At 67.1% G+C, this 19,089-nt stretch carries 18 protein-coding genes; 3 read left to right on the top strand and 15 right to left on the bottom strand.

Annotation, left to right across the window (positions count from 1 at the left end):
• Positions 1-12: 12 nt before the first annotated feature.
• Genes BM397_RS06240 through BM397_RS06265 form a run of 6 tightly spaced genes read right to left on the bottom strand, consistent with a single transcriptional unit; the run spans position 13 to position 6,140 of the window.
• Positions 13-408, bottom strand: a complete 396-nt coding sequence (locus BM397_RS06240) for a Na+/H+ antiporter subunit G (RefSeq protein WP_092419897.1) — start codon at positions 406-408, stop codon at positions 13-15.
• Positions 405-677 carry a K+/H+ antiporter subunit F gene (locus tag BM397_RS06245; protein ID WP_218124840.1) on the bottom strand — a complete coding sequence of 91 codons (273 nt, stop codon included), beginning with the start codon at positions 675-677 and terminating at the stop codon, positions 405-407. The genes BM397_RS06240 and BM397_RS06245 overlap by 4 nt, the downstream gene beginning before the upstream one ends.
• Positions 674-1,177, bottom strand: coding sequence for a Na+/H+ antiporter subunit E (locus BM397_RS06250; protein WP_092419900.1), 504 nt, complete (start codon positions 1,175-1,177; stop codon positions 674-676). Before BM397_RS06250 ends, BM397_RS06245 begins: the two co-directional genes overlap by 4 nt.
• Positions 1,177-2,877 carry a monovalent cation/H+ antiporter subunit D gene (locus tag BM397_RS06255; RefSeq protein ID WP_092419903.1) on the bottom strand — a complete coding sequence of 567 codons (1,701 nt, stop codon included), beginning with the start codon at positions 2,875-2,877 and terminating at the stop codon, positions 1,177-1,179. The genes BM397_RS06250 and BM397_RS06255 overlap by 1 nt, the downstream gene beginning before the upstream one ends.
• Positions 2,874-3,281: a Na+/H+ antiporter subunit C gene (locus BM397_RS06260; protein ID WP_092419906.1), complete on the bottom strand. Its 408-nt coding sequence runs from the start codon at positions 3,279-3,281 to the stop codon at positions 2,874-2,876. The genes BM397_RS06255 and BM397_RS06260 overlap by 4 nt, the downstream gene beginning before the upstream one ends.
• A gap of 3 nt (positions 3,282-3,284) precedes the next feature.
• Positions 3,285-6,140, bottom strand: a complete 2,856-nt coding sequence (locus BM397_RS06265) for a monovalent cation/H+ antiporter subunit A (RefSeq protein WP_092419909.1) — start codon at positions 6,138-6,140, stop codon at positions 3,285-3,287.
• 458 nt (positions 6,141-6,598) lie between these two features.
• Here BM397_RS06265 and BM397_RS06270 point away from each other — a divergent pair, with 458 nt between their 5' ends.
• A complete protein-coding gene (locus BM397_RS06270) occupies positions 6,599-7,678 on the top strand; it encodes an ABC transporter ATP-binding protein (RefSeq protein WP_176806477.1) in 1,080 nt (359 codons plus the stop codon).
• A 3-nt stretch (positions 7,679-7,681) separates the two neighbouring features.
• On the opposite strand, the gene BM397_RS06275 is transcribed toward BM397_RS06270, so the two are convergent.
• The 4 genes from BM397_RS06275 to BM397_RS06290 all read right to left on the bottom strand — a co-directional run bounded on the left by BM397_RS06275 (position 7,682) and on the right by BM397_RS06290 (position 12,660).
• Entirely contained in the window at positions 7,682-8,584 is a 903-nt protein-coding gene (locus tag BM397_RS06275; RefSeq protein ID WP_092419915.1) for an AEC family transporter, read from the bottom strand.
• A 62-nt stretch (positions 8,585-8,646) separates the two neighbouring features.
• Positions 8,647-9,597, bottom strand: a complete 951-nt coding sequence (locus tag BM397_RS06280) for a glycosyltransferase family 2 protein (protein ID WP_092419918.1) — start codon at positions 9,595-9,597, stop codon at positions 8,647-8,649.
• A complete protein-coding gene (locus BM397_RS06285; protein ID WP_092419922.1) occupies positions 9,594-11,345 on the bottom strand; it encodes a glycosyltransferase family 2 protein in 1,752 nt (583 codons plus the stop codon). The genes BM397_RS06280 and BM397_RS06285 overlap by 4 nt, the downstream gene beginning before the upstream one ends.
• Positions 11,346-11,448: 103 nt before the next feature.
• A complete protein-coding gene (locus tag BM397_RS06290; protein ID WP_092419925.1) occupies positions 11,449-12,660 on the bottom strand; it encodes a polyhydroxyalkanoate depolymerase in 1,212 nt (403 codons plus the stop codon).
• 103 nt (positions 12,661-12,763) lie between these two features.
• On the opposite strand from BM397_RS06290, the gene BM397_RS06295 reads away from it, so the two are divergent.
• Positions 12,764-13,420 (top strand): glutathione S-transferase family protein, encoded by a 657-nt coding sequence (locus BM397_RS06295; protein ID WP_092419928.1) that lies wholly within the window; start codon positions 12,764-12,766, stop codon positions 13,418-13,420.
• Here the strand turns inward: BM397_RS06295 and BM397_RS06300 are convergent.
• The 5 genes from BM397_RS06300 to BM397_RS06320 form a co-directional block, all read right to left on the bottom strand.
• Positions 13,417-14,601, bottom strand: coding sequence for a vWA domain-containing protein (locus BM397_RS06300; RefSeq protein WP_092419931.1), 1,185 nt, complete (start codon positions 14,599-14,601; stop codon positions 13,417-13,419). The two genes, BM397_RS06295 and BM397_RS06300, sit on opposite strands and share 4 nt — an antisense overlap.
• A 153-nt stretch (positions 14,602-14,754) precedes the next feature.
• Positions 14,755-14,922 (bottom strand): apolipoprotein acyltransferase, encoded by a 168-nt coding sequence (locus BM397_RS06305; RefSeq protein ID WP_092419933.1) that lies wholly within the window; start codon positions 14,920-14,922, stop codon positions 14,755-14,757.
• A 9-nt stretch (positions 14,923-14,931) separates the two neighbouring features.
• Entirely contained in the window at positions 14,932-16,302 is a 1,371-nt protein-coding gene (locus BM397_RS06310; RefSeq protein ID WP_092419936.1) for a DUF2927 domain-containing protein, read from the bottom strand.
• Between the two features lie 3 nt (positions 16,303-16,305).
• On the bottom strand, positions 16,306-16,758 hold the full coding sequence (locus tag BM397_RS06315) for a GNAT family N-acetyltransferase (RefSeq protein ID WP_092419939.1): 453 nt from the start codon (positions 16,756-16,758) through the stop codon (positions 16,306-16,308).
• Positions 16,759-16,950: 192 nt separating this feature from the next.
• Complete coding sequence (locus BM397_RS06320) at positions 16,951-18,558, bottom strand: peptide chain release factor 3 (RefSeq protein ID WP_092419942.1); 1,608 nt, start codon at positions 18,556-18,558, stop codon at positions 16,951-16,953.
• Between the two features lie 88 nt (positions 18,559-18,646).
• On the opposite strand from BM397_RS06320, the gene BM397_RS06325 reads away from it, so the two are divergent.
• Positions 18,647-18,910 carry a DUF7218 family protein gene (locus tag BM397_RS06325; protein ID WP_092419945.1) on the top strand — a complete coding sequence of 88 codons (264 nt, stop codon included), beginning with the start codon at positions 18,647-18,649 and terminating at the stop codon, positions 18,908-18,910.
• The last annotated feature ends 179 nt before the right edge of the window (positions 18,911-19,089 follow it).

A 19,089-nucleotide genomic window follows, 5' to 3' on the forward strand; every position in this document is an offset into this window, starting at 1 on the left:
GCAGGCTCCCGCTTAGGCATCGGCCTTCATTTCAGGCACGCTCGGCGTGTCCTCTTCGTGCTTGGCCTGCGTCGCCCAGATGCGGTCGCGCGCCGGCTTCGGCAGAGGCTTGCGGTTCTGGCCCAGGTGGATGTGCACCTTGCCGATGAAATAGGCCGAGACCGGTGCCGTCATGAACAGGAAGGCGATGATCAGCAGCTCGTGGTAGGAGGGTGCGCCGGAGGCATAGGCGAAGAGCACCGAGGCGAGCAGGATCGAGCCCACGCCCAGCGTCGAGGCCTTTGTCGGCGCGTGCAGCCGGGCCATGGGGGCTTTCAGCTTCAGCAGGCCGATGGAGCCGACGAGGGTGAACAGCCCGCCGATGACCAGCGCCGCCGCGATGACGATATCGAGGATCTCGGGGCTCATTCGATGATGTCTCCTCTCAGCACGAAGCGCGCCACGGCCACGGTCGACACGAAGCCGAGCATGGCGATGATCATCGCCGCCTCGAAATAGATCTGCGTCGCCCCGGCGATCCCCACGAGGATGATCAGTGCCACGGCGTTGATCGACAGCGTGTCGAGCGCGAGGATGCGGTCGCCGGTGTTCGGACCTTTCACCAGCCGCACCATGGTCAGCAGCAGCGACAGGCTCACGGCGGCGAAGGCGAAGATGAGCGCGTAGGTGACGATCATTCGAAAATCTCCTTCAGGCGGCGTTCGTAGCGGTGCTTGATTTTGCGGGCGACCGCCTCGGGGTCGTCGGCGTGCAGCGCGTGCACCAGCAGCGCGTGGCCCTCGTCCGAGAGGTCCACCGAAACGGTGCCCGGCGTCAGCGTGATGGTGCCCGCCAGCGCGGTGATCGCCTCGGGGGTCCGGATGTCGAGCGGGATGTTGACCCAGGCGGAATGGATGTTCCGGTTCGGCTTGAACAGCACGATCATCGCCACGGTGACGTTGGCGGTGATGATGTCCCAGGCGACGAGCAGCCCGTAGGGGATGAGCTTCCAGGGCCGGGTCACCTGCGGCCGGTTCGGCCAGTAGGCGGCGGTGGCGAAGGGCAGCAGCACGCCGAGGATGATGCCGAAGACGAGGCTGTTGATCGAGGGTTGATTGGCGAGCAACTGCCAGATGATGACCAGAGCCACCGACAGCAGCGGATGCGGAAAGAGCCGTTGAATGAAGCGCGTGGCCATCAGTGTCCTCCCAGGGCGTCGTCGGTTTGAGCCTCTGCGCCCGGCTCATGGGCCTCGTCGGCGGGCAGGTCTCCGTCCTCGCCATGTCCGCCGTCGCCACTCTCGCCGTGGTCGTCGCCGTGCTTCTCGATCTCCTTGCCCGGGGTGTCGAGCACGGTGGAGATATAGGGCTGGGGCGCGAAGAGCTGCGCGGCGGTGGCATCGAGCTGCCGCATGACGGGTCCGGCAAAGACGGTCAGGGCGATCAGCAGCGCCACCAGCGTGCCGATGGCGAGCATCGGCATGGGCTGGTTGCCGCCAGTGGGATCATGGACCTCGCGCGCCCCCTGTTCGTCCTCGGGGTCGTCCACCGAGCCGCATTTCTCGACCGCGACCTGGTGCGGTTTCCAGAAGATCGTCGAGCCCGCCCGCGAGAAGCCGACGACCGCGATCAGCGACGAGCCGAGCACCACCGCCCAGACCCAGCCCATCATCGGGCTGCCGGTCGAGGCCTCGAGGATCAGCAGCTTGCCGATGAAGCCCGACAGAGGTGGCAGGCCCGCCATGGCGATGCAGGCGACGAAGAAGAGCCCCGCCACCAGCGCGCCGCCTGCCATGGGCAGGGTTTCCTCGACCTCGCCGGCGACGCGGCCGCGGCGCTCGCGGATCACGTCGACGATGAGGAAAAGCGCCGCCGTCGTCAGCGTCGAGTGCAGCGCGTAGTAGAGTGCCGAGGCGATGCCGGCCGGGGTGAAATGCGCCACCGAGGCCAGCAGCATGCCCATGGAGCCGATCACGGAGAAGGCCACCAGCCGTCCGATCTCGCGCGCGCCGAGCACGCCGATCATGCCGATCATCAGGGTGAGCAGCGCCAGCGGCAGCAGCCATTCTTCGTGCGCGCCCGCCATCAGCGGCGAGGAGGGCGGGAATATCATCGTGTAGAAGCGGATGATGCCGTAGGCGCCGACCTTGGTCATGATGGCAAAGAGCGCAGCGACCGGGGCCGGGGCTTCGGCGTAGCTCGACGGCAGCCAGAAGTGCAGCGGCAGCAGCGCCGCCTTGATCGCGAAGACCAGTAGCAGCAGCACGGCGGCGACGCGCAGCCCCGCGGAATTGCCCGGATCCGCCTGCGCCACGCGCTGCGCCAGGTCGGCCATGTTCAGCGTGCCGGCCTGCGCGTAAAGCGTGCCGAGCGCGAAGAGGAAGAGCGTCGAGCCCAGCAGGTTGTAGAGCATGTATTGCACGCCCGCGCGGGTGCGCGTCGCGCCCCCCGAATGGACCATGAGCCCGTAGGAGGCGATCAGCAGCACCTCGAAGAAGACGAAGAGGTTGAAGGCATCGCCGGTCAGGAAGGCGCCCATGATCCCCATGATCTGGAACTGGAAGAGCGCGTGGAAATGCTGCCCGCGCCGGTCCCAGCCCGAGCCAATGGCATAGACCAGCACCGGCAGCGCCAGCACCGCGGTCAGCAGGACCATGGTCGTTGCCAGTCGGTCCGCCACCAGCACGATGCCGAAGGGTGCCTGCCAGTCGCCGAGCTGGTAGAGCGTCACGGTGCCGTCGCTGGCCTGCATGTAGAGACCGATCGAGATGGCAAGGACCGCCACCAGCGAGGCGACCGAGAAGATGCGCTGCAGGGTCTCGTGGAAGCGCGCGGCCAGCACGATGATCGCGGCCATCATGGCCGGCAGCAGCACGGGGGCGATGATCCAGTGCATCATGCGCGGGACTCCTTCTCGTCGCCCCGTTGTGTGTCGGGGTCTTCTTCGGGGTCTGTCCCGGCGCGTCGGTCGCGGGACAGGTCCTGCGCCTCGTCGACGTGGTCGTCATCGGCGTTGAGGTAGGAGGCCAGGGCGATCATCACCACCACGGCAGTCATGCCGAAGGAGATCACGATGGCGGTCAGCACCAGCGCCTGCGGCAGCGGGTCGGTGTAGCTCGTCACGTCGTCGCGCAGGATCGGCGGCTCGTTGATCACCAGCCGGCCCGAGGCGAAGAGGAAGAGGTTCACGGCGTAGGTCAGCAGCGAGGTGCCGATGATCACCGGGAAGGTGCGCAGCCGCATCACCATGTAGATGCCCGCGGCGGTCAGCACGCCGATGGTGGTCGCTATGAGAAACTCCATGGATCAGGCCCCCCCGGTCTCGGTGTCGCGCGAGGGGTCGATGTCCATCGCATGCTCGCTGGTCTCGTCGCCGGAGCGGCGCGCCATGCGCGAGAAGCTCTCGAGCGACAGCAGCACGGCGCCGACCACGGCGAGGAAGACGCCGAGATCGAAGGCCATGGCCGAGGCCAGCTCGAATTTCTCGAGGCCCGGCAGCTTCACGTAGCCGAAGGTCGAGGTCAGGAAGGGCCGTCCGAAGAGCCAGGCTCCGATGCCGGTGAGCCCGGCGATCAGCACGCCCGCGCCGATCACCCCGTGGTAGGGGTAGCGCTGGCGCTCATTGGCCCAGGCGAAGCCCGAGGCCATGTACTGCATGACCACCGCGATCGACACCACGAGGCCCGCGACGAAGCCGCCGCCCGGCTCGTTGTGGCCGCGCAGGAAGATATAGGCGCCCACCATCAGCACCACCGGCAGGATCAGCCGGGTGACCACCACCATCATCAGCGGGTGGGCGTCGCCGGCCTGTTTCTGGTCGGGGATGCGGTTGAGCAGCCGCGCGCGCACCGGCCCTGTCAGCAGCGCCTCGGTCACCGCGTAGATCACCAGCGCGGCGATGCCGAGCACGATGATCTCGCCGAAGGTGTCGTAGCCCCGGAAGTCCACGAGGATCACGTTCACCACGTTGGTGCCGCCGCCACCGTCATAGGAGTTCTCGAGCATGTAGTCCGAGATCGTGCCCATCGAGAAGTCGCGGCGCAGGATGGCATAGGTCAGCCCGGTGGCGCCGAGCCCGGCGACCACCGCCAGCACCGCGTCGCGAACCCGGCGCGAGACCGGCGACTCGATGGGGGTGGTGTTGGGCAGGAAGTTCAGCGCCAGCAGCAGCAGGATGATCGTCACCACCTCGACCGAGATCTGCGTGAGCGCGAGGTCGGGGGCCGAGAGGTAGTTGAAGGCGATCGACACCATGGTGCCGATGACCCCCATGAGGATCAGCGTGGCAAGCCGGTTGCGGTGCAGGAAGACGATCAGCCCGGTGGCGCTGACGATCAGGATCCAACCCGCCAGCGGCAGCGGCTCGATCGGCAGCATTTCTCGGTTCACCGGCCCCAGCGTGCCGGTGAACCAGGCGTGCGCGGCCACGGCCAGCACCGTCACCGTGAAGATCGAGGCGTAGCGCGAGAAGCTGCCGTTGTGCATCCCGCTGGTCAGGCGCTCCGCGCCGCGGGCGCAGGCGCCGACGAGGGCGTCAAAGATCTGCTTGGCCTCGGGGCGCGGCGCTGCGTCCCAGCCCTTCAGCAGCGGGGTGAAGAGCGCCAGCAGGATGAGGCCGCCGACGGTGGCGATGATCGACATGATCAGCGCCGGGGTGACGCCGTGCCAGAGCGCCAGATGCGCGCCGGGGACTTCGGTGACCTCGCCGATCACCGCGGCGGTCACCAGCTTGACGACCGGTTCGGCGAGGAAGGGCAGGCAGCCCACGGTGACCACGATCAGACCAAGGAAGGCGGGCGGCCCCCACATGCCGAAGTTCGGGTCATGCGGTTTGTGAGGGTAGTCGTCGCGGGTCTTGCCGAGGAACGCATGGGCGATGAAGCGGAAGCTGTAGGCGGCCGAGAAGATCGCCCCCAGCGTCGCCAGCGCAGGCACCAGCCAGTCCGCGCCGAAGAGCACCGTGTGCGAGGCTTCCTCGAGGAACATCTCCTTCGACAGGAAACCGTTGAACAGCGGGATGCCCGCCATGGCCAGCGCGCCGACGATGGCGATGGTCGCGGTGATCGGCATCAGGTGCCGCAGCCCGCCGAGCCGGCGGATGTCGCGCGTGTGTGCCTCGTGGTCGACGATGCCCGCGCTCATGAAGAGCGAGCATTTGAAGGCCGCATGGTTGAGGATGTGGAAGACCGCCGCCATCGCGCCATAGGCGGTGCCGGTGCCGAGCAGCATGGTGATCAGGCCGAGGTGCGAGACCGTCGAGAATGCCAGCAGTGCCTTGAGGTCGTGCTTGAACAGGCCGATGACCGCGCCCAGCACCATGGTGATCAGCCCCGCCGAGGTGACGATCCAGAACCATTCCTCGGTGCCGGAGAGGGCGGGCCAGAGCCGCGCCATCAGGAAGATACCCGCCTTCACCATGGTTGCCGAGTGCAGGTAGGATGACACCGGCGTCGGCGCGGCCATGGCGTGTGGCAGCCAGAAGTGGAAGGGGAACTGCGCCGACTTGGTGAAGCAGCCGAGCAGGATCAGCAGCAGCGCTGGCACATAGTAGGGCGAGGCCTGGATCACATCGCGCCGCGCGAGGATCTCGGTGATCTCGTAGGTGCCCGCCGCCGAGCCCAGCAGCAGCATGCCCCCGATCAGCGCCAGCCCGCCCATGCCGGTCACCGTCAGAGCCATGCGCGCGCCCTGCCGGCCTTCGGGCAGGTGTTTCCAGAAGCCGATCAGCAGGAAGGAGGAAAGCGAGGTCAGCTCCCAGAAGATCAGCAGAAGCAAGATGTTGTTCGACAGGACGATGCCCACCATCGCACCCTGAAAGAGCAGCAGGTAGGTGTAGAACTCGCCCATGTTGTCATCGCGCGTCAGGTAGTAGCGGGCGTAGATGATCACCAGCGCGCCGATCCCGAGGATCAGCATCGCGAACATCATGCCCAACCCGTCGAGGAAGAGCGTCATGTTCAGCCCGAGCGTCGGCAGCCAGATCACCGAGGTGGTGACCGTCTCTCCGGCCCAGACCGCGGGCAGGTGGGTGACCAGACCGAGCAGCGCCGCGAGGGTGACGAACAGGGTCGTCATCCCGCAGGCGCGCCGGCCGGCCTGAATCATCAGGCCCGGAAGCAGGGCTCCGAGAAAGGGAAGGAGCGCGATGATGAATAGCGACATGGAACTCCCTGATCGTCGTTGGCGGCGTCGAGAGAAGGCAGCCGATTTCACACGGTATCACAACCCGAAATCGGCCACGCTGACGTTAATTTTAGCAAAGTTAGCCGAATTCTAACGGTAATGTCAGGTTGAAAAACTCCTTCGAACTCTTGCGATTGTTACTTGCGGTTACTATGGGCGTGAGGCCCCTAAAGTCGAACTTTTGCCGCGATATTCAATTTTAGGTTGTTTCGGGGATGTGCGTATTTGACGCAGGGTTGCGAGCGCCGACTCCGGTGGTGCAACGGGCCAATTTCTGTATCGCGCGCGGGCAGATGCGCCTCGACGTTGATCGCGGACCCGGCGCGCGGCCCGGTGCGGGACCCCTCCGTCTTGTCTGCCGGTCTGGGGGCTGCTACTCCGGCTGATAAGCTCAATCCCCGATCATTTTCTTCGGGTACAACGCGAGGCAGGCAACAGTGGCGCAACCCCGACTGGAGGTCCGGAATCTCGTGCGGCGTTTCGAGGGCCGCGCCGTGGTGGATGACGTCTCGCTCACCATCGAGCCGGGGAACGTCACCTGCCTGCTGGGACCTTCGGGCTGCGGCAAGTCGACCACGCTGCGGATGATCGCCGGCGTCGACATGCAGGACAGCGGCTCGATCCACGTCGACGGCACGCTGGTCTGCGACACGGTGTTCCGCATCCCGCCCGAGCGCCGTGCCATAGGCCTGATGTTCCAAGACTTCGCGCTCTTTCCGCACCTGTCGGTGGGCGAGAACGTCGCCTTCGGCCTCAAGGGCGCGGGCAGCGCCAAGAAAGCGCGGGCGACGGAACTGCTCGACCGGGTGGGGCTGGGCCATTTCATCGACGAGTACCCGCACCAGCTCTCGGGCGGCGAGCAGCAGCGCGTGGCGTTGGCCCGGGCGCTGGCCCCGCGCCCGCGCATCATGCTGATGGACGAGCCTTTCTCGGGCCTCGACAACCGCCTGCGCGACGGCATCCGCGACGAGACGCTTGCGGTGCTGAAGGAGGAGGGTGCCTCGGTCCTGCTGGTCACCCACGAGCCGGAAGAAGCCATGCGCATGGCCGACGAGATCGCGCTGATGCGCGGCGGCAAGATCGTTCAGCGCGGCGCCCCCTACAACATCTACAACGCCCCCGCGGACAAGGCGGCGGTGGCCTTCTTCAGCGATATCAACGCGCTGCGGGGCAAGGTTCAGGGGGCTCTGGCGCAGACGCCCTTCGGTCCCTTCCTCGCGCCCGGTGTGCCCGACGGCGAGGAGGTCGACATCGTCTTCCGCCCGCAGCACGTCGGCATCGACTTCGATCGGGGCGGGCGCGGGCCGAACCCGACGCAGATGGCCGGCACCCCGGCGCGCGGCGTCGTCGAGCGCGCGCGCTTCATGGGCTCGGAGAGCCTCGTGGAATTCCGCATGGATTTCGACGGCGGCATGATCAAGGCGACGGTGCCCAACGTCTTCCTGCCCAAGCCCGGCACGCCGCTCTGGCTGACCGTGCGCCGAGACCGCTGCTTCGTCTTTCCGGCGAAAGACTGAGGTTCAGGCCAGCGCCGCGAGCGAGATCAGCGACAGCGCGCTCGTCCAGATGGTCACCGCCGCGATGCGGTCGGTGCGCTCGCCATGCAGCAGCGCCAGCGCGAAGGCCATGGCGCCGGAGGGTCCCGCGGCCAGAAGGGTGAACTGTGCCTGCCAGTCCGCGGTGGCCCCGGCGAGCCATACTGCCAGCATGACAAACAGTGGAAAGCCGAGCAGTTTCAGCGCGGAAAAGGTGGCGACCACCGGAGAGGGACGCAGGCTCTGCCCCGAGAGCAGCACGCCAAGCGCGAAGAGCACCAGCGGCGCGGTTCCGGCCCCGGCGAACTCGCAGGCGGTGCGGATCGGCTCGGGCAGGGGCAGGCCGGCCGCATTGATCGCGATGCCCAGAGCGATGGCGATCAGCGTGGGGTTGACCGAGAGCCGCTTCAGCGCCGGCAGCGGCCCGGCCGAGGGGCGGGCGATGAGGTCGGCACTGATGATGAAGAAGGCAAAGGCGATCGCCGTATCCCAGGCCACCACCGCCGTCACCGGCAGCGCGCCGTCCTCGCCGTAGATCAGCAGCGCGATCGGGCGGATGTAGAGCAGCGAGTTGACGAAGATCACCGACATTGCGAGCAGCCAGGCCTCGAGCTTCTCGCAGCCGAAGGCGCGGCGCGCCAACACGTAGGACGCGGCGAAGGCCAGCGCCTCGCAGATGCCGTAGGTCAGCAGCGCGCGCAGCTCGAACTCGGCGAAGGGCACCGTGGCAATCACGACGAAAATCAGCCCGGGCTGCATCACCATCAGCGCCACGCGGTTGGCCGAGGCGGCGTCCTGCCGGGCGAACACCCCGCGGCGCCCCAGCAGGAAGCCGAGTGCCAGCAGCGCGAAGACGGGCAGGATGTCGTGGGTGAGGACGGTGAGCATGGGCCTTCCGGATATGGTGCGCCCCGAGTTGACGGCCCGGGGCGGTGAGGGTCAAGCGCAGGTTAGCGCCCCTGTGGGTCGCCGAAGTGGCGTGCGCGCAGCGCGGGCAGGTCCAGCGTCCAGCGGCGCAGAAGGCCGTGCTCGGCGAGGCGCCGTGTGAGGTCGGGCGTCGCGGTGCAGACCTCGTCGTAGAAGGCGCGCAGCGCCGCCTCGCCGCCGGTCTGCTCGATCAGGGCGAAGAGTTCGTGCAGGCTTACCGCTCCCTCGCTGCGTGCCTGCGGCTTCAGCTCGGCGCGGTAAGAGCCCTGCGCCAGCCGGAAGCGGTAGGCCGAGAGGAAGTGGTCCCAGTCAGCGGCGTGGAAGTGCCCCAGCTCGGTCCCGGGCAGCGGACGTTCTCCGGGGTTCGTCTGTTCGCCGAGGGTCACATTGTGGATGCGGATGTCGAGTCCCTCGGTCCCCGGACGAAAGAAGAGCTTGCCGGCGACGTGGCTCAGGAACCCACCCGAGAGCTGCGGCCCCCATGTGGGAAAGCAGGCCTCGGCGGCGCGCTGGCGGTCGCGCTGGTCGAGGTGGAAGGACTTGAACAGCGTCTCGGCCGCATCGTCTCCGGGCATGGGGGCCAGTGCCTCGACCGGGCGGACTCGGGCGCAGAGACAGGTGTCTGGCAGCTCGGCCAGCTGCTCGGCAATCGGGCGGCGCGGCAGCAGGAACTCGTCCACGTCGATGTGCGCCAGCCAGTCGGTCTCGGGTCTGCGGTTGTTGGCGTGACGGGCGTTGCGACCCTGCCGGGCCTGGTGCTTTTCGGGGCGCTTGCCGCGCTTCGCCCACCAGTCGGCATCGGTGGTGAAGACGCGGATCTTCGGATGGGCGCCGAGCACCTGCGCCGCCTCCGGATCGGGCGTGTCGAGGTAGATGTAGAGCCGGTGTGCGCCCAGCTCGAGATGCCAGGCCGCGAATTCCAGGATCCGGGGCAACGGCGCATTGGTGGTGGTCACCGTGCCCCATCGGATCACGGCAGGGCTCCGAAGGTGCGGGTTACGGCGGCGTCCGGGTCGAACGGATGATCGATCAGCATGCTCTGCGCCGACAGCCGGGCGCGCAGCGCGGGCGTATCGGCACAGACCTCTTCGAAGAGCGCCCGCAGCCCGGCGTCGCCTTCCTCCTCGGACAGGAAGGCAAGCAGCTCGGCCTGTCCCATCTCGGGCCGCTCCGAGCTTTTGCGGTAGGACCCGAGCGTCTTGCGGAACTCCAGGTCGGCGCGGAACTGTTCCCACGAGCGGGCGTGCAGATGCGCCAGCCAGACCTCGCCCAGCCGGTGGCGGTTGGTGGCATCCTCGTCGCGATATTTCAGCGTGTGGATGCCGAGCCTCGTGTCCTCGATGCCGGTGCGGGCAAAGACCTTGCCAGAGGTATGGCTGAGGAAACCGCCGTAGAGATGCGCGCCAAAGGTGGGGTAGATCTCCTGCAGCACGGACTTGGGCTGCCCGGCGTGCTTGTGCGTGGTCTTGAAGTGCTGTGGCATGCCGCTTTCCGGCGCCAGTGCCTCGGCTGGCGCGACGCGCGCAAAGGCGGCACCGGGCGGCACCTCGGAGAGCAGTTCGGACATGGGGCGCTGCGGCAGCAGGAACTCGTCGACGTCGAGGTGCCCAAGCCAATGCACGCCCAGCCCGTCTCGCAGGCTCTGGGTGGCGTTAAAGGCCTGGCGGACCTGATGCGCTTCGGGGCGCTTGCGCCCGCTGGCCCGCCAATAGGCCTCATCGCATTGGGTGATGCGGATCGCCGGGTGCCGGGTGAGAAAGGCCTCGGCTTCTGGGTCGGGCGCATCGAGGTGGATGTGCAGCACCTGCGCACCCAGCTCGATATGATGCGCGGCAAACCTCGCGATCTCGGCCAGCGGCGCGCGGATGGTCGAGGTGAGCCCCCAGCGCAGAGCGCTCGCGGTGAGGCCGCGATGGCTGGCGGGAACCGGCGCGGGATTGCCTGCCACATCGCCCTTCGGGGCGGCGTCGCTGCGCCGGGCCTGTCGCTTGCGCATGGTCATCAGGCGACGGAACACCGTGCGTTCGTCTGTGATCAGCATTTCCAGCAGGTGGTGCGCCAGCGGGCCGATCACCGGATCGCCCTCGGCCTCGAGCCACAGTCGCCCGATCATGTTCACGTCGAGACCGCCCCCCGAGAGCGAGTAGCCGTCCATCTCCAGCGGCAGCGGTCCGCGGTCGCGCCGGTCGAGCGTGTGGGGTCGGTCGGAGGGCAGCCCGGAGTAGAGCCGCTCGGACTCGTAGAGCTTCATCGTGCCGAAGAGCGTGCTCAGAGCCAGCCCCACCGAGCGCTGCACGAGGCTCAGCCCATGGTCGCCGAAGGTGGTGACCGACGAGACCAGCCAGCGCGGATCGAGTTGATCGAGCAGCGCCTCGCCCTGCTCGATCCAGAGACGCTGGAACAGGGCCGGGGCATGCGAGGGGAAATCCCGCTTGCGCAGGTGGGCGATGAGCAGCGCGTTGAGGAACACCAGCTCCGAGCGCCCCGCCAGCTCCCGGCGCAGCGCGTGCCGCTTGCGGTGGTAGGACGAGCGGAAAGGCGGTGCCTCGGCAGGGTCCGCATCGGGGTCTGTGACGATTTGCGTCGCCAGCTCGGCCAGCGGGGTGTCATAGGGCGGCAGGTCTTCGCCGGGCGCATAGTCAATGGCATCGCGGCGCCCGTCCATCTGGGTGAGAATGGCTGCGATTCCGCCGGGATAGGGGGTGTTCTTCTCTGCGCTCATGGCGCGGAGACTGGCGCTTTGTCGCGGCGGGCGCAATCTCCACAAGTGCTCTGCTGTGCCATCACCCGTCGCCGTCGCCTTTCCGCCACGGCGGCCCGAGCGGTCATTCCATCGCGAGGATCATGTTGCGCACCACCGGGTAGATTTCGTTCTCCCATTTGCGGCCGTTGAACACGCCGTAGTGCCCTACGTTGGCCTGCAGGTGGTGGCGTTTGAGATGCGGGCGCAGCGAAGAACAGAGATCATGCGCCGCCGAGGTCTGGCCGAGCCCGCAGATGTCGTCGCGCCCGCCCTCGACGGTCAGCAGCGCGGTGTGACGGATCTTGGACGGATCGACCTTGCGCCCGCGGTAGGTGAACTCGCCGGTTGCCAGCTCGGCCTTCTGGAAGACGCGTTCGATGGTTTCGATGTAGAATTCCTCGGTGAGGTCGAGCACGGCGAAATACTCGTCGTAGAACTCCTTGATCCTGCGCGCCTGCTCGGTCTCGCCGGCAACGAGGTGATCGTAGAGCCGTTTGTGCTGCGCCTTGTGCCGATCCATGTTCATCGACATGAAGGCGGTGAGCTGCACGAAGCCCGGATAGACCTTGCGCCCGGCTCCGGCGTAGCGCCAGGGCACGCGGGCGATCACGTTGCGCTCGAACCATTCGATCGGCTTCTCGTTGGCCAGATCGTTGACCATCGTCGGGCTTTCACGCACGTCCACCGGCCCGGCCATCAGTGTCATCGACAGCGGCGTCGCCGGGTTGCGGTCCTCGGACATGACTGCCACCGCCGCCAGCGCCTGCACGCAGGGCTGGCAGACCCCGAGGATATGGCCGCCGGGACCGATCTCCTCGAGAAAGCGGATAACGTAGGCGACATAGTCCTCGACGCCGAAATCCCCTTCGGAGATAGGCACATCGCGGGCATTCTTCCAGTCGGTGATATAGACGTCATGGTCGCGCAGCAGCACTTTCACCGTGCCCGCCAGCAGCGTGGCGAAATGCCCGGAGAGCGGCGCGGTCACCAGAACCTTGGGCTGCGGCGTGTCCATGTCCTTGCGGAAATGCAGAAGCTGGCCGAACGGCAGGTCGAGCGCCACCTCCTCGACCACGGGCACGTCGCGGTTGTCGACTCGCACCGAATGGATGCCGAAGGCCGGGCGGCTGTGGCTGAGCCGGAAGCGGCTGACCATCTCCATCGCGGCGCTGTTGTGGCGCGTCAGCTGCGCGAAGGAGCCGTTGAGCCGGGGCATGAAGTTGATCCCCTGCATCGCCGCCATGCGCAAAGGGGCGATAAAATCATCAAGTCCCTGGTATCCGGCGTAGAGCACGTCGTTTTCCCTTCGCTGCCTCGTGAAAACGCTAGCCAGGTCTGCTTAGCCGATGCGACAAGAAAATGTGGTCTTTTGTTCGGGGACAGCCGGAGGAGCAGACATGGCCGAGGCAACGCTCACCATTTCATCGAAGAACTACTCGTCCTGGTCGCTGCGCGGCTGGCTGCTGTGCCGCATGGCCGGGCTGGATTTCACCGAGGAGATGGTCGACACCTCCGACGCCACCGCCCGGCAGGAGCTGCTGCTGCTCTCGCCGACGGTTCTTGTGCCGCGGCTGATCCACGGGCGGGTGCAGGTCTGGGACACGCTGGCCATCGCCCAGTACCTCAATGAGATCTTCCCCAATGCCGGCCTCTACCCAGAAGACATCGCCGCGCGCTCGCATTGCCGGTCGATCTCCGGCGAGATGCACTCGGGCTTCTACAACCTGCGCTCGGCGCTGCCGATGAACCTCAAGGCGCGGCATGCGAGCTTCAAGATCTTCTCGGGCGCGCGGCCCGACGTCGAGCGCATCAAGGTCATCTGGAACGAATGCCTCGACGGCCACGGCGGCCCTTTCCTCTTTGGCGACAACCCCTCGGTGGCCGATGCGATGTATGCGCCGGTCTGTACCCGCTTCCGCACTTACTCGGTACAGCTCGATGACCGGCTCGAGGCCTACGTGGACACCATCCTCGACTGGGCGCCGATGAAGGAATGGACCGAGGGGGCGCTGGCGGAGCCCGACGAGATCGTCGAGCTGGAGGTGGAATTCTAGCGCGCCAGCTCACGGATGCCGCGCTCGATCCCTTCCAGCGTCATCGGCACCATGCGCTCCTCGAAAATCTCACGGATCATCGCGATCGACTGCGTGTAGCCCCAGTGCTTCTCGGGCACCGGGTTGATCCACAGGTGATCGGGCCAGTGCAGCCGCGCCCGCCGCAGCCAGACTTCGCCCGCCTCCTTGTTCCAATGCTCGTTGGCCCCGCCCGGCACGGCGATCTCGTAGGGGCTCATCGAGGCGTCGCCGACGAAGATGCACTTGTAGTCCGGCCCGTAGGTGTTGAGCACCTCCCAGGTCGGCATCTGCGCGCCCCAGCGCCGCCGGTTGTCGCGCCAGACCCCCTCGTAGAGGCAATTGTGGAAGTAGTAGTGCTCGAGGTGCTTGAACTCGGCCCGGGCCGCCGAGAACAGCTCCTCGACCACCTTCACGTGTGGATCCATCGAGCCGCCGACGTCGAGAAACAGCAGCACCTTGACCGCATTGCGCCGCTCGGGCCGGGTTTTCACGTCCAGATAGCCATGCTCGGCGGTGGCGCGGATGGTGCCGTCGAGATCAAGCTCCTCGGCCGCGCCGTCGCGGGCCCAGGCGCGCAGCCGCTTCAGCGCCACCTTGATGTTGCGCGTGCCGAGCTCGACCTGGTCGTCGAAATTGCGGAACTCGCGCTTGTCCCAGACCTTCACGGCGCGCTGGTGGCGGCTCTCGTCCTGGCCGATGCGAACGCCCTCGGGATTGTAACCATAGGCTCCAAAGGGCGAGGTGCCGGCGGTGCCGATCCACTTGTTGCCACCCTGGTGCCGCGCCTGCTGCTCGCGCAGCCGCTGCTTCAACGTCTCCATGAGCTTGTCGAAGCCGCCCGCCGCCTCGATCTCGGCGCGTTCCTCAGGGCTGAGGTGCTTCTCGGCCATCTTGCGCAGCCAGTCCTCGGGCAGGTCGAGTGCCTCGACCATCTCCTCCAGCGAGATCGCCTCGAGCCCCTTGAAGGCCTCGGAGAAGGCGCGGTCGAAGCGGTCGAGATGGCGTTCGTCCTTCACCAGCGCCGTGCGCGCGAGGTAGTAGAACCCCTCGACATCATAGCGCGCCAGCCCCGCCTTCAGCGCTTCGAGGAAGCTGAGGAACTCGCGCAGCGACACCGGCACCTGGGCGGATCTCAGGGTTTCGAAAAATCGCAGGAACATGCGCCACCTCCGCGTGCGATGATGCCGTGCCGCGCCGATGCCCTCAACCCGCGTCTTCTTCTCTTTCGAAATACGCCGGGGGGAGCCCGCAGGGCGAGGGGGCAGCGCCCCCTGGAACCTTGGGACCAAAGCGCCAACGCCATGAATTGTGCGTCAGAGGGCGAGCTTTTCCACGAAGATCGTCAGGATCAGCCCGGCCAGCCCGAAAGCGATGGCGTAGACCGCGACGAACTGCGCGATGTCCGCCCTGTTGCCCTTGCGGCGCCTGGCGGTGATCCCGCCGATGATGCCGCCAAGAATGGCTGCCGCGATGACGATCATGCGCTCTCCTCAACTCCCTCGTGCCGGATCGAGCGCCGCGAGCTTGCGTTTCTGCGCGCCGCCGTCCCAATCCGGGCCGAAGCCGTAGCGTGCCCATCCCAGAGAGTCCAGACGGACCTCGGAGGCTTCGGCGCGGCGCCCCAGCGCGTCCAGTGCCTCGGCGCGCAGGGTCATCAGGCTGGCCAGCAGCGCGGCGTTCTCGTAGCGCTTTGCAGTGGCCTCCTGCGGTGTGGTCAGCGCCAGTGCTTCCTCGGGGCGGTCCATGCGCAGGGCGAGCGCCGCGAGCTGGGCGTCGGCGTAGGCCTCGTGCAGCCGGGCGTCGGGCAGCGCCGAAAAGACGCGGCGGGCCGCGCGGAACTGAGCCTCCGCCGTCACGGGATCGCTGCCGACCAGAAGCCGCCCGAGTGCGAAATGCGAAAAGCCGAGCCGATGATCGCGCCAGCCCTCGGCGCGGGCGAGGCGCAGCGCCTCCTCGCCGGCAGCGCGGCGCTGCGGCATCGGGGCGCCGGTGGTCAGCGCGGTCTGGATCGCCTCGATCCAGGGGCGCGGCGTCGGGGCAAGCTGGCGGTCGGGCACCTGCGCGCCCGCCGGGTTCAGCCGGGCGAGGATCGCGGGCAGGGCGGCGGCCACCTCGCCGCGGCTCATCCCCGTGCGCAGCGCCGGATCGTAGAAGGCGCGCAGCACAAGTATGTCGTAGCCCGAGAGCACGGTGTGGACGTTGTCGTCGTTGAACACGCTCTCGCCCAGCCGGTAGAGATCGTTCAGCGGCCCCAGCGCCTGCGCGATCTCCTCGTGCAGGCAGTCGCGCAGTTCCTGCGGGGCGGCATCGGCGGGGAGGAAGACCGCGACCCTGTCGCGCGCCCGCACCTCGGTCCAGCTGGTCTCGCCGGCAGATTGCGCGCGCCGGAACTCACGCCAGGAGCTGACCCCGGGAATGACGAAACAGGCCGCCTGCGGCAGCTCGCGGCGGATGGTCCGTCGCGGCACCGGCACCAGCGTGATGTTGGCCTCGCCGCGGTCCACCTCGGTGATGTCGATTCCGGCCTCCTCGCGCAGGCGGCGCAGCAGGCGGGACAGGTCGGGGGCGAGGCTTGCCGGTGCCTTGCCATCGACGCGCAGCGTCACCGGTCCCTCGAAGCGGGTGAAGACCGGCAGCGCGCGGCCCGACTCCAGCATGAAGGCGAGGTCGAGAATGTCCCGTGCGATCTGAGCGTTGGCGGCCTGCGGTGGTACCGGGTCGGGCGCGCCGAAGCGGCTCTCGAGCGGCGGGCTGACGTCCGGAGCGACGGTTGCGGCGTTGGCGGCGCGGCTCACGCTTTCCGGCGCCATCGGCGCGCAGGCACCGATCAGCAGACCGAGCAGGGGCAGCAACCGCCGCACGGGTCAGCTCCGCTGGTACTTGATGAAGGGAGTCTGCGTGCCGATCCGGTCGTAGAGCTGGCGCGCGGTGGTGTTGAAGTCCTGCGTCATCCAGTAGACGTTCGGCGCGCCCTCGGCGTCGGCGGCAGCGTAGACCGCCTCGATCAGCGCCCGGCCCACGCCCGTCCCGCGCGCTTCGGGGGCGGCATAGAGGTCCTGCAGGTAGCAGACGTTCTCGATCCGCCAGCAGTGGCGGTGGAAGACGTAATGCACCAGCCCGACCGGTACGCCATCGACGAGGGCCAGGAGCCCGTGGAAATCCTGCGGATCGTCGCCCAGCAGCCGCGCGAAGGTGCTGGCATAGACCGCCTCGGGCACCGAGGTCTCGTAGAAGGTGAGATACCCGGTCCAGAGCTCGCGCCACGCGGCCTCGTCGCCGGCCTCCAGCGGCCGGATGATCACGCTATGCTGGGACATGCTGCCTCGATCGTCTTTTGTCGTTCTCTGCCCGGGGCTTCGCACCCTCTGACGGGGCGAGTATAGCGGCAGGTGCGGCCCAGGTGTCCCCCAAACAGAACGGCGCCGCGAAAATGTGATTTCGCGGCGCCGTCCGAGACAAAGTGACGTTTGGTCAGGGGTTTAGCCTGTGCAAGCCTGCAACAGCGCGGCTCAGACCATCATTTCCTTGGTGGCAGAGAGGGTCACGCCCGGATAGTCGCGCTCGACGCGGTCGATGTCCCACTGCATGCGCGTCAGGTAGACGATGTCGCCGTCGTTGTCGTGGGCGATGTGCTGCTTGTTGGCCGCGGCGAACTTCTCGACCGCCGTCTTCTCGCCATGCACCCAGCGCGCCGAGGTGAACTGCGAGGCCTCGAAACGCACCGGCAGCGAGTACTCCTGCTCGATCCGCGCGCCCAGAACTTCGAACTGCAGCGCGCCGACGACGCCGACGATGTAGCCCGAGCCGATCGACGGCTTGAAGACCTTGGCCGCGCCTTCCTCGGCGAACTGGTAGAGCGCCTTTTCCAGGTGCTTGGCCTTCAGCGGATCGCCAGCACGGACGCTCTGCAGAAGTTCCGGGGCAAAGGACGGGATGCCGGTGACCTTCAGCGCCTCGCCCTCGGTCAGCGTGTCGCCGATGCGCAGCTGGCCGTGGTTCGGAATGCCGATGATGTCGCCGGCCCAGGCCTCTTCCGCCAGTTCGCGGTCGGCGGCGAGGAAGAGCACCGGGTTGGAGATCGCCATGGGCTTCTTGGTTCGCACATGGGTGAGCTTCATGCCGCGCTCGAAATGTCCCGACGACAGGCGCACGAAGGCGACGCGGTCACGGTGCTTGGGGTCCATGTTGGCCTGCACCTTGAAGACAAAGCCCGCAACCTTCTTCTCGTCCGGAGCGATCTGGCGGGGCGCGGCCGAGGTCGGCTGCGGCTCCGGGGCGAGCTCGCCGATGCCGTCCATCAGTTCCTTCACGCCGAAGGAGTTGATCGCCGAGCCGAACCAGATCGGGGTCATATGCCCCTCGAGCACCGACTGCGGGTCGAGCGCGGGCAGCAGTTCGCGCGCCATCTCGACCTCCTCGCGCAGCTGCTCGAGCAACTCTGCGGGCACGTGCTCGGCCAGCTTGGGGTCGTCGAGGCCGCTGATCTTGATCGATTCCGCGACACGGTTGCGGTCGGCGCGGTCCATCAGTTCCAGCCTGTCGTGGATCATGTCGTAGCAGCCGAGGAAATCGCGCCCCATGCCGATCGGCCAGCTGGCAGGCGTCACGTCGATGGCGAGGTTTTCCTGGATCTCGTCGATGATCTCGAAGGTGTCGCGCGCCTCGCGGTCCATCTTGTTGCAGAAGGTCAGGATCGGCAGGTCGCGCAAACGGCAGACTTCGAAGAGCTTCTGGGTCTGGCTTTCCACACCCTTGGCGCCGTCGATCACCATGATCGCCGCATCCACCGCGGTCAGCGTGCGGTAGGTGTCTTCCGAGAAGTCCGAGTGGCCGGGCGTGTCGACGAGGTTGTAGCGGAACTTGCCGTATTCGAAGGACATCGCCGAGGCGGAGACCGAGATGCCGCGCTCCTGCTCCATCTTCATGAAGTCCGAGCGCGTGCGGCGCGCCTCGCCCTTGGCACGGACCTGTCCGGCCATCTGGATCGCCCCGCCGAAAAGCAGGAACTTTTCGGTCAGCGTGGTCTTGCCCGCATCCGGGTGCGAGATGATCGCGAAGGTGCGGCGCCGCGCGATCTCGGGCGGCAGGGTGGGGCGGTTCGAAGCGGTGTCCAGCATGAGCGCGCATATAGGTGCGGGCGGGGGTTTTGTCTATGGGGAACCGCGCGCGCCGGACGGCGGTTGACCCGGTGAAAGGAGACCTGCCATGACCAAGGATCACGGCCCCTCGATCAAGGATGACAAGCTCTACGAGGACCTGCGCGATCAGGGCTACTCGGCGGAGAAGGCAGCGCGCATTTCCAACGCCAGGGCGAACCCCGACATACACCCCTCGAAGAAGGGCGGCAAGGCACCGCCCTACGAGGAGTGGACGAAAGACGCCCTCTACGAGCGCGCGCAGGAAATCGGCATCGACGGGCGCTCGAAGATGACCAAGAACGAACTGATCGAGGCACTGCGCAGCCACTGAAGCCTGCGCCTGTTGCAGCCTCCGGCGGGCGTATTTTTGAAGAGAAGAAGCTGCGGGATTTCCTGGACGGCGATTTCTTTGTGGCTCAGGTGCGACCGCGTGAGGCGCGCTGCGCGATCGGAGTTGGGCCCTCTGCGGGGCCTTTCGGACCGTGCCGGAGAAAGGGTCGGTCGTCGGTG

Origin of the sequence: Alloyangia pacifica (assembly GCF_900116195.1) — a bacterium.
GTDB lineage: Bacteria > Pseudomonadota > Alphaproteobacteria > Rhodobacterales > Rhodobacteraceae > Salipiger > Salipiger pacificus.

Coding starts and splice junctions, on each gene's coding strand:
- BM397_RS06240 (WP_092419897.1), bottom strand. CDS start 408: ATGAGCCCCGAGATCCTCGATATCGTCATCGCGGCGGCGCTGGTCATC.
- BM397_RS06245 (WP_218124840.1), bottom strand. CDS start 677: ATGATCGTCACCTACGCGCTCATCTTCGCCTTCGCCGCCGTGAGCCTG.
- BM397_RS06250 (WP_092419900.1), bottom strand. CDS start 1,177: ATGGCCACGCGCTTCATTCAACGGCTCTTTCCGCATCCGCTGCTGTCG.
- BM397_RS06255 (WP_092419903.1), bottom strand. CDS start 2,877: ATGATGCACTGGATCATCGCCCCCGTGCTGCTGCCGGCCATGATGGCC.
- BM397_RS06260 (WP_092419906.1), bottom strand. CDS start 3,281: ATGGAGTTTCTCATAGCGACCACCATCGGCGTGCTGACCGCCGCGGGC.
- BM397_RS06265 (WP_092419909.1), bottom strand. CDS start 6,140: ATGTCGCTATTCATCATCGCGCTCCTTCCCTTTCTCGGAGCCCTGCTT.
- BM397_RS06275 (WP_092419915.1), bottom strand. CDS start 8,584: ATGCTCACCGTCCTCACCCACGACATCCTGCCCGTCTTCGCGCTGCTG.
- BM397_RS06285 (WP_092419922.1), bottom strand. CDS start 11,345: ATGAGCGCAGAGAAGAACACCCCCTATCCCGGCGGAATCGCAGCCATT.
- BM397_RS06295 (WP_092419928.1), top strand. CDS start 12,764: ATGGCCGAGGCAACGCTCACCATTTCATCGAAGAACTACTCGTCCTGG.
- BM397_RS06300 (WP_092419931.1), bottom strand. CDS start 14,601: ATGTTCCTGCGATTTTTCGAAACCCTGAGATCCGCCCAGGTGCCGGTG.
- BM397_RS06305 (WP_092419933.1), bottom strand. CDS start 14,922: ATGATCGTCATCGCGGCAGCCATTCTTGGCGGCATCATCGGCGGGATC.
- BM397_RS06315 (WP_092419939.1), bottom strand. CDS start 16,758: ATGTCCCAGCATAGCGTGATCATCCGGCCGCTGGAGGCCGGCGACGAG.
- BM397_RS06320 (WP_092419942.1), bottom strand. CDS start 18,558: ATGCTGGACACCGCTTCGAACCGCCCCACCCTGCCGCCCGAGATCGCG.
- BM397_RS06325 (WP_092419945.1), top strand. CDS start 18,647: ATGACCAAGGATCACGGCCCCTCGATCAAGGATGACAAGCTCTACGAG.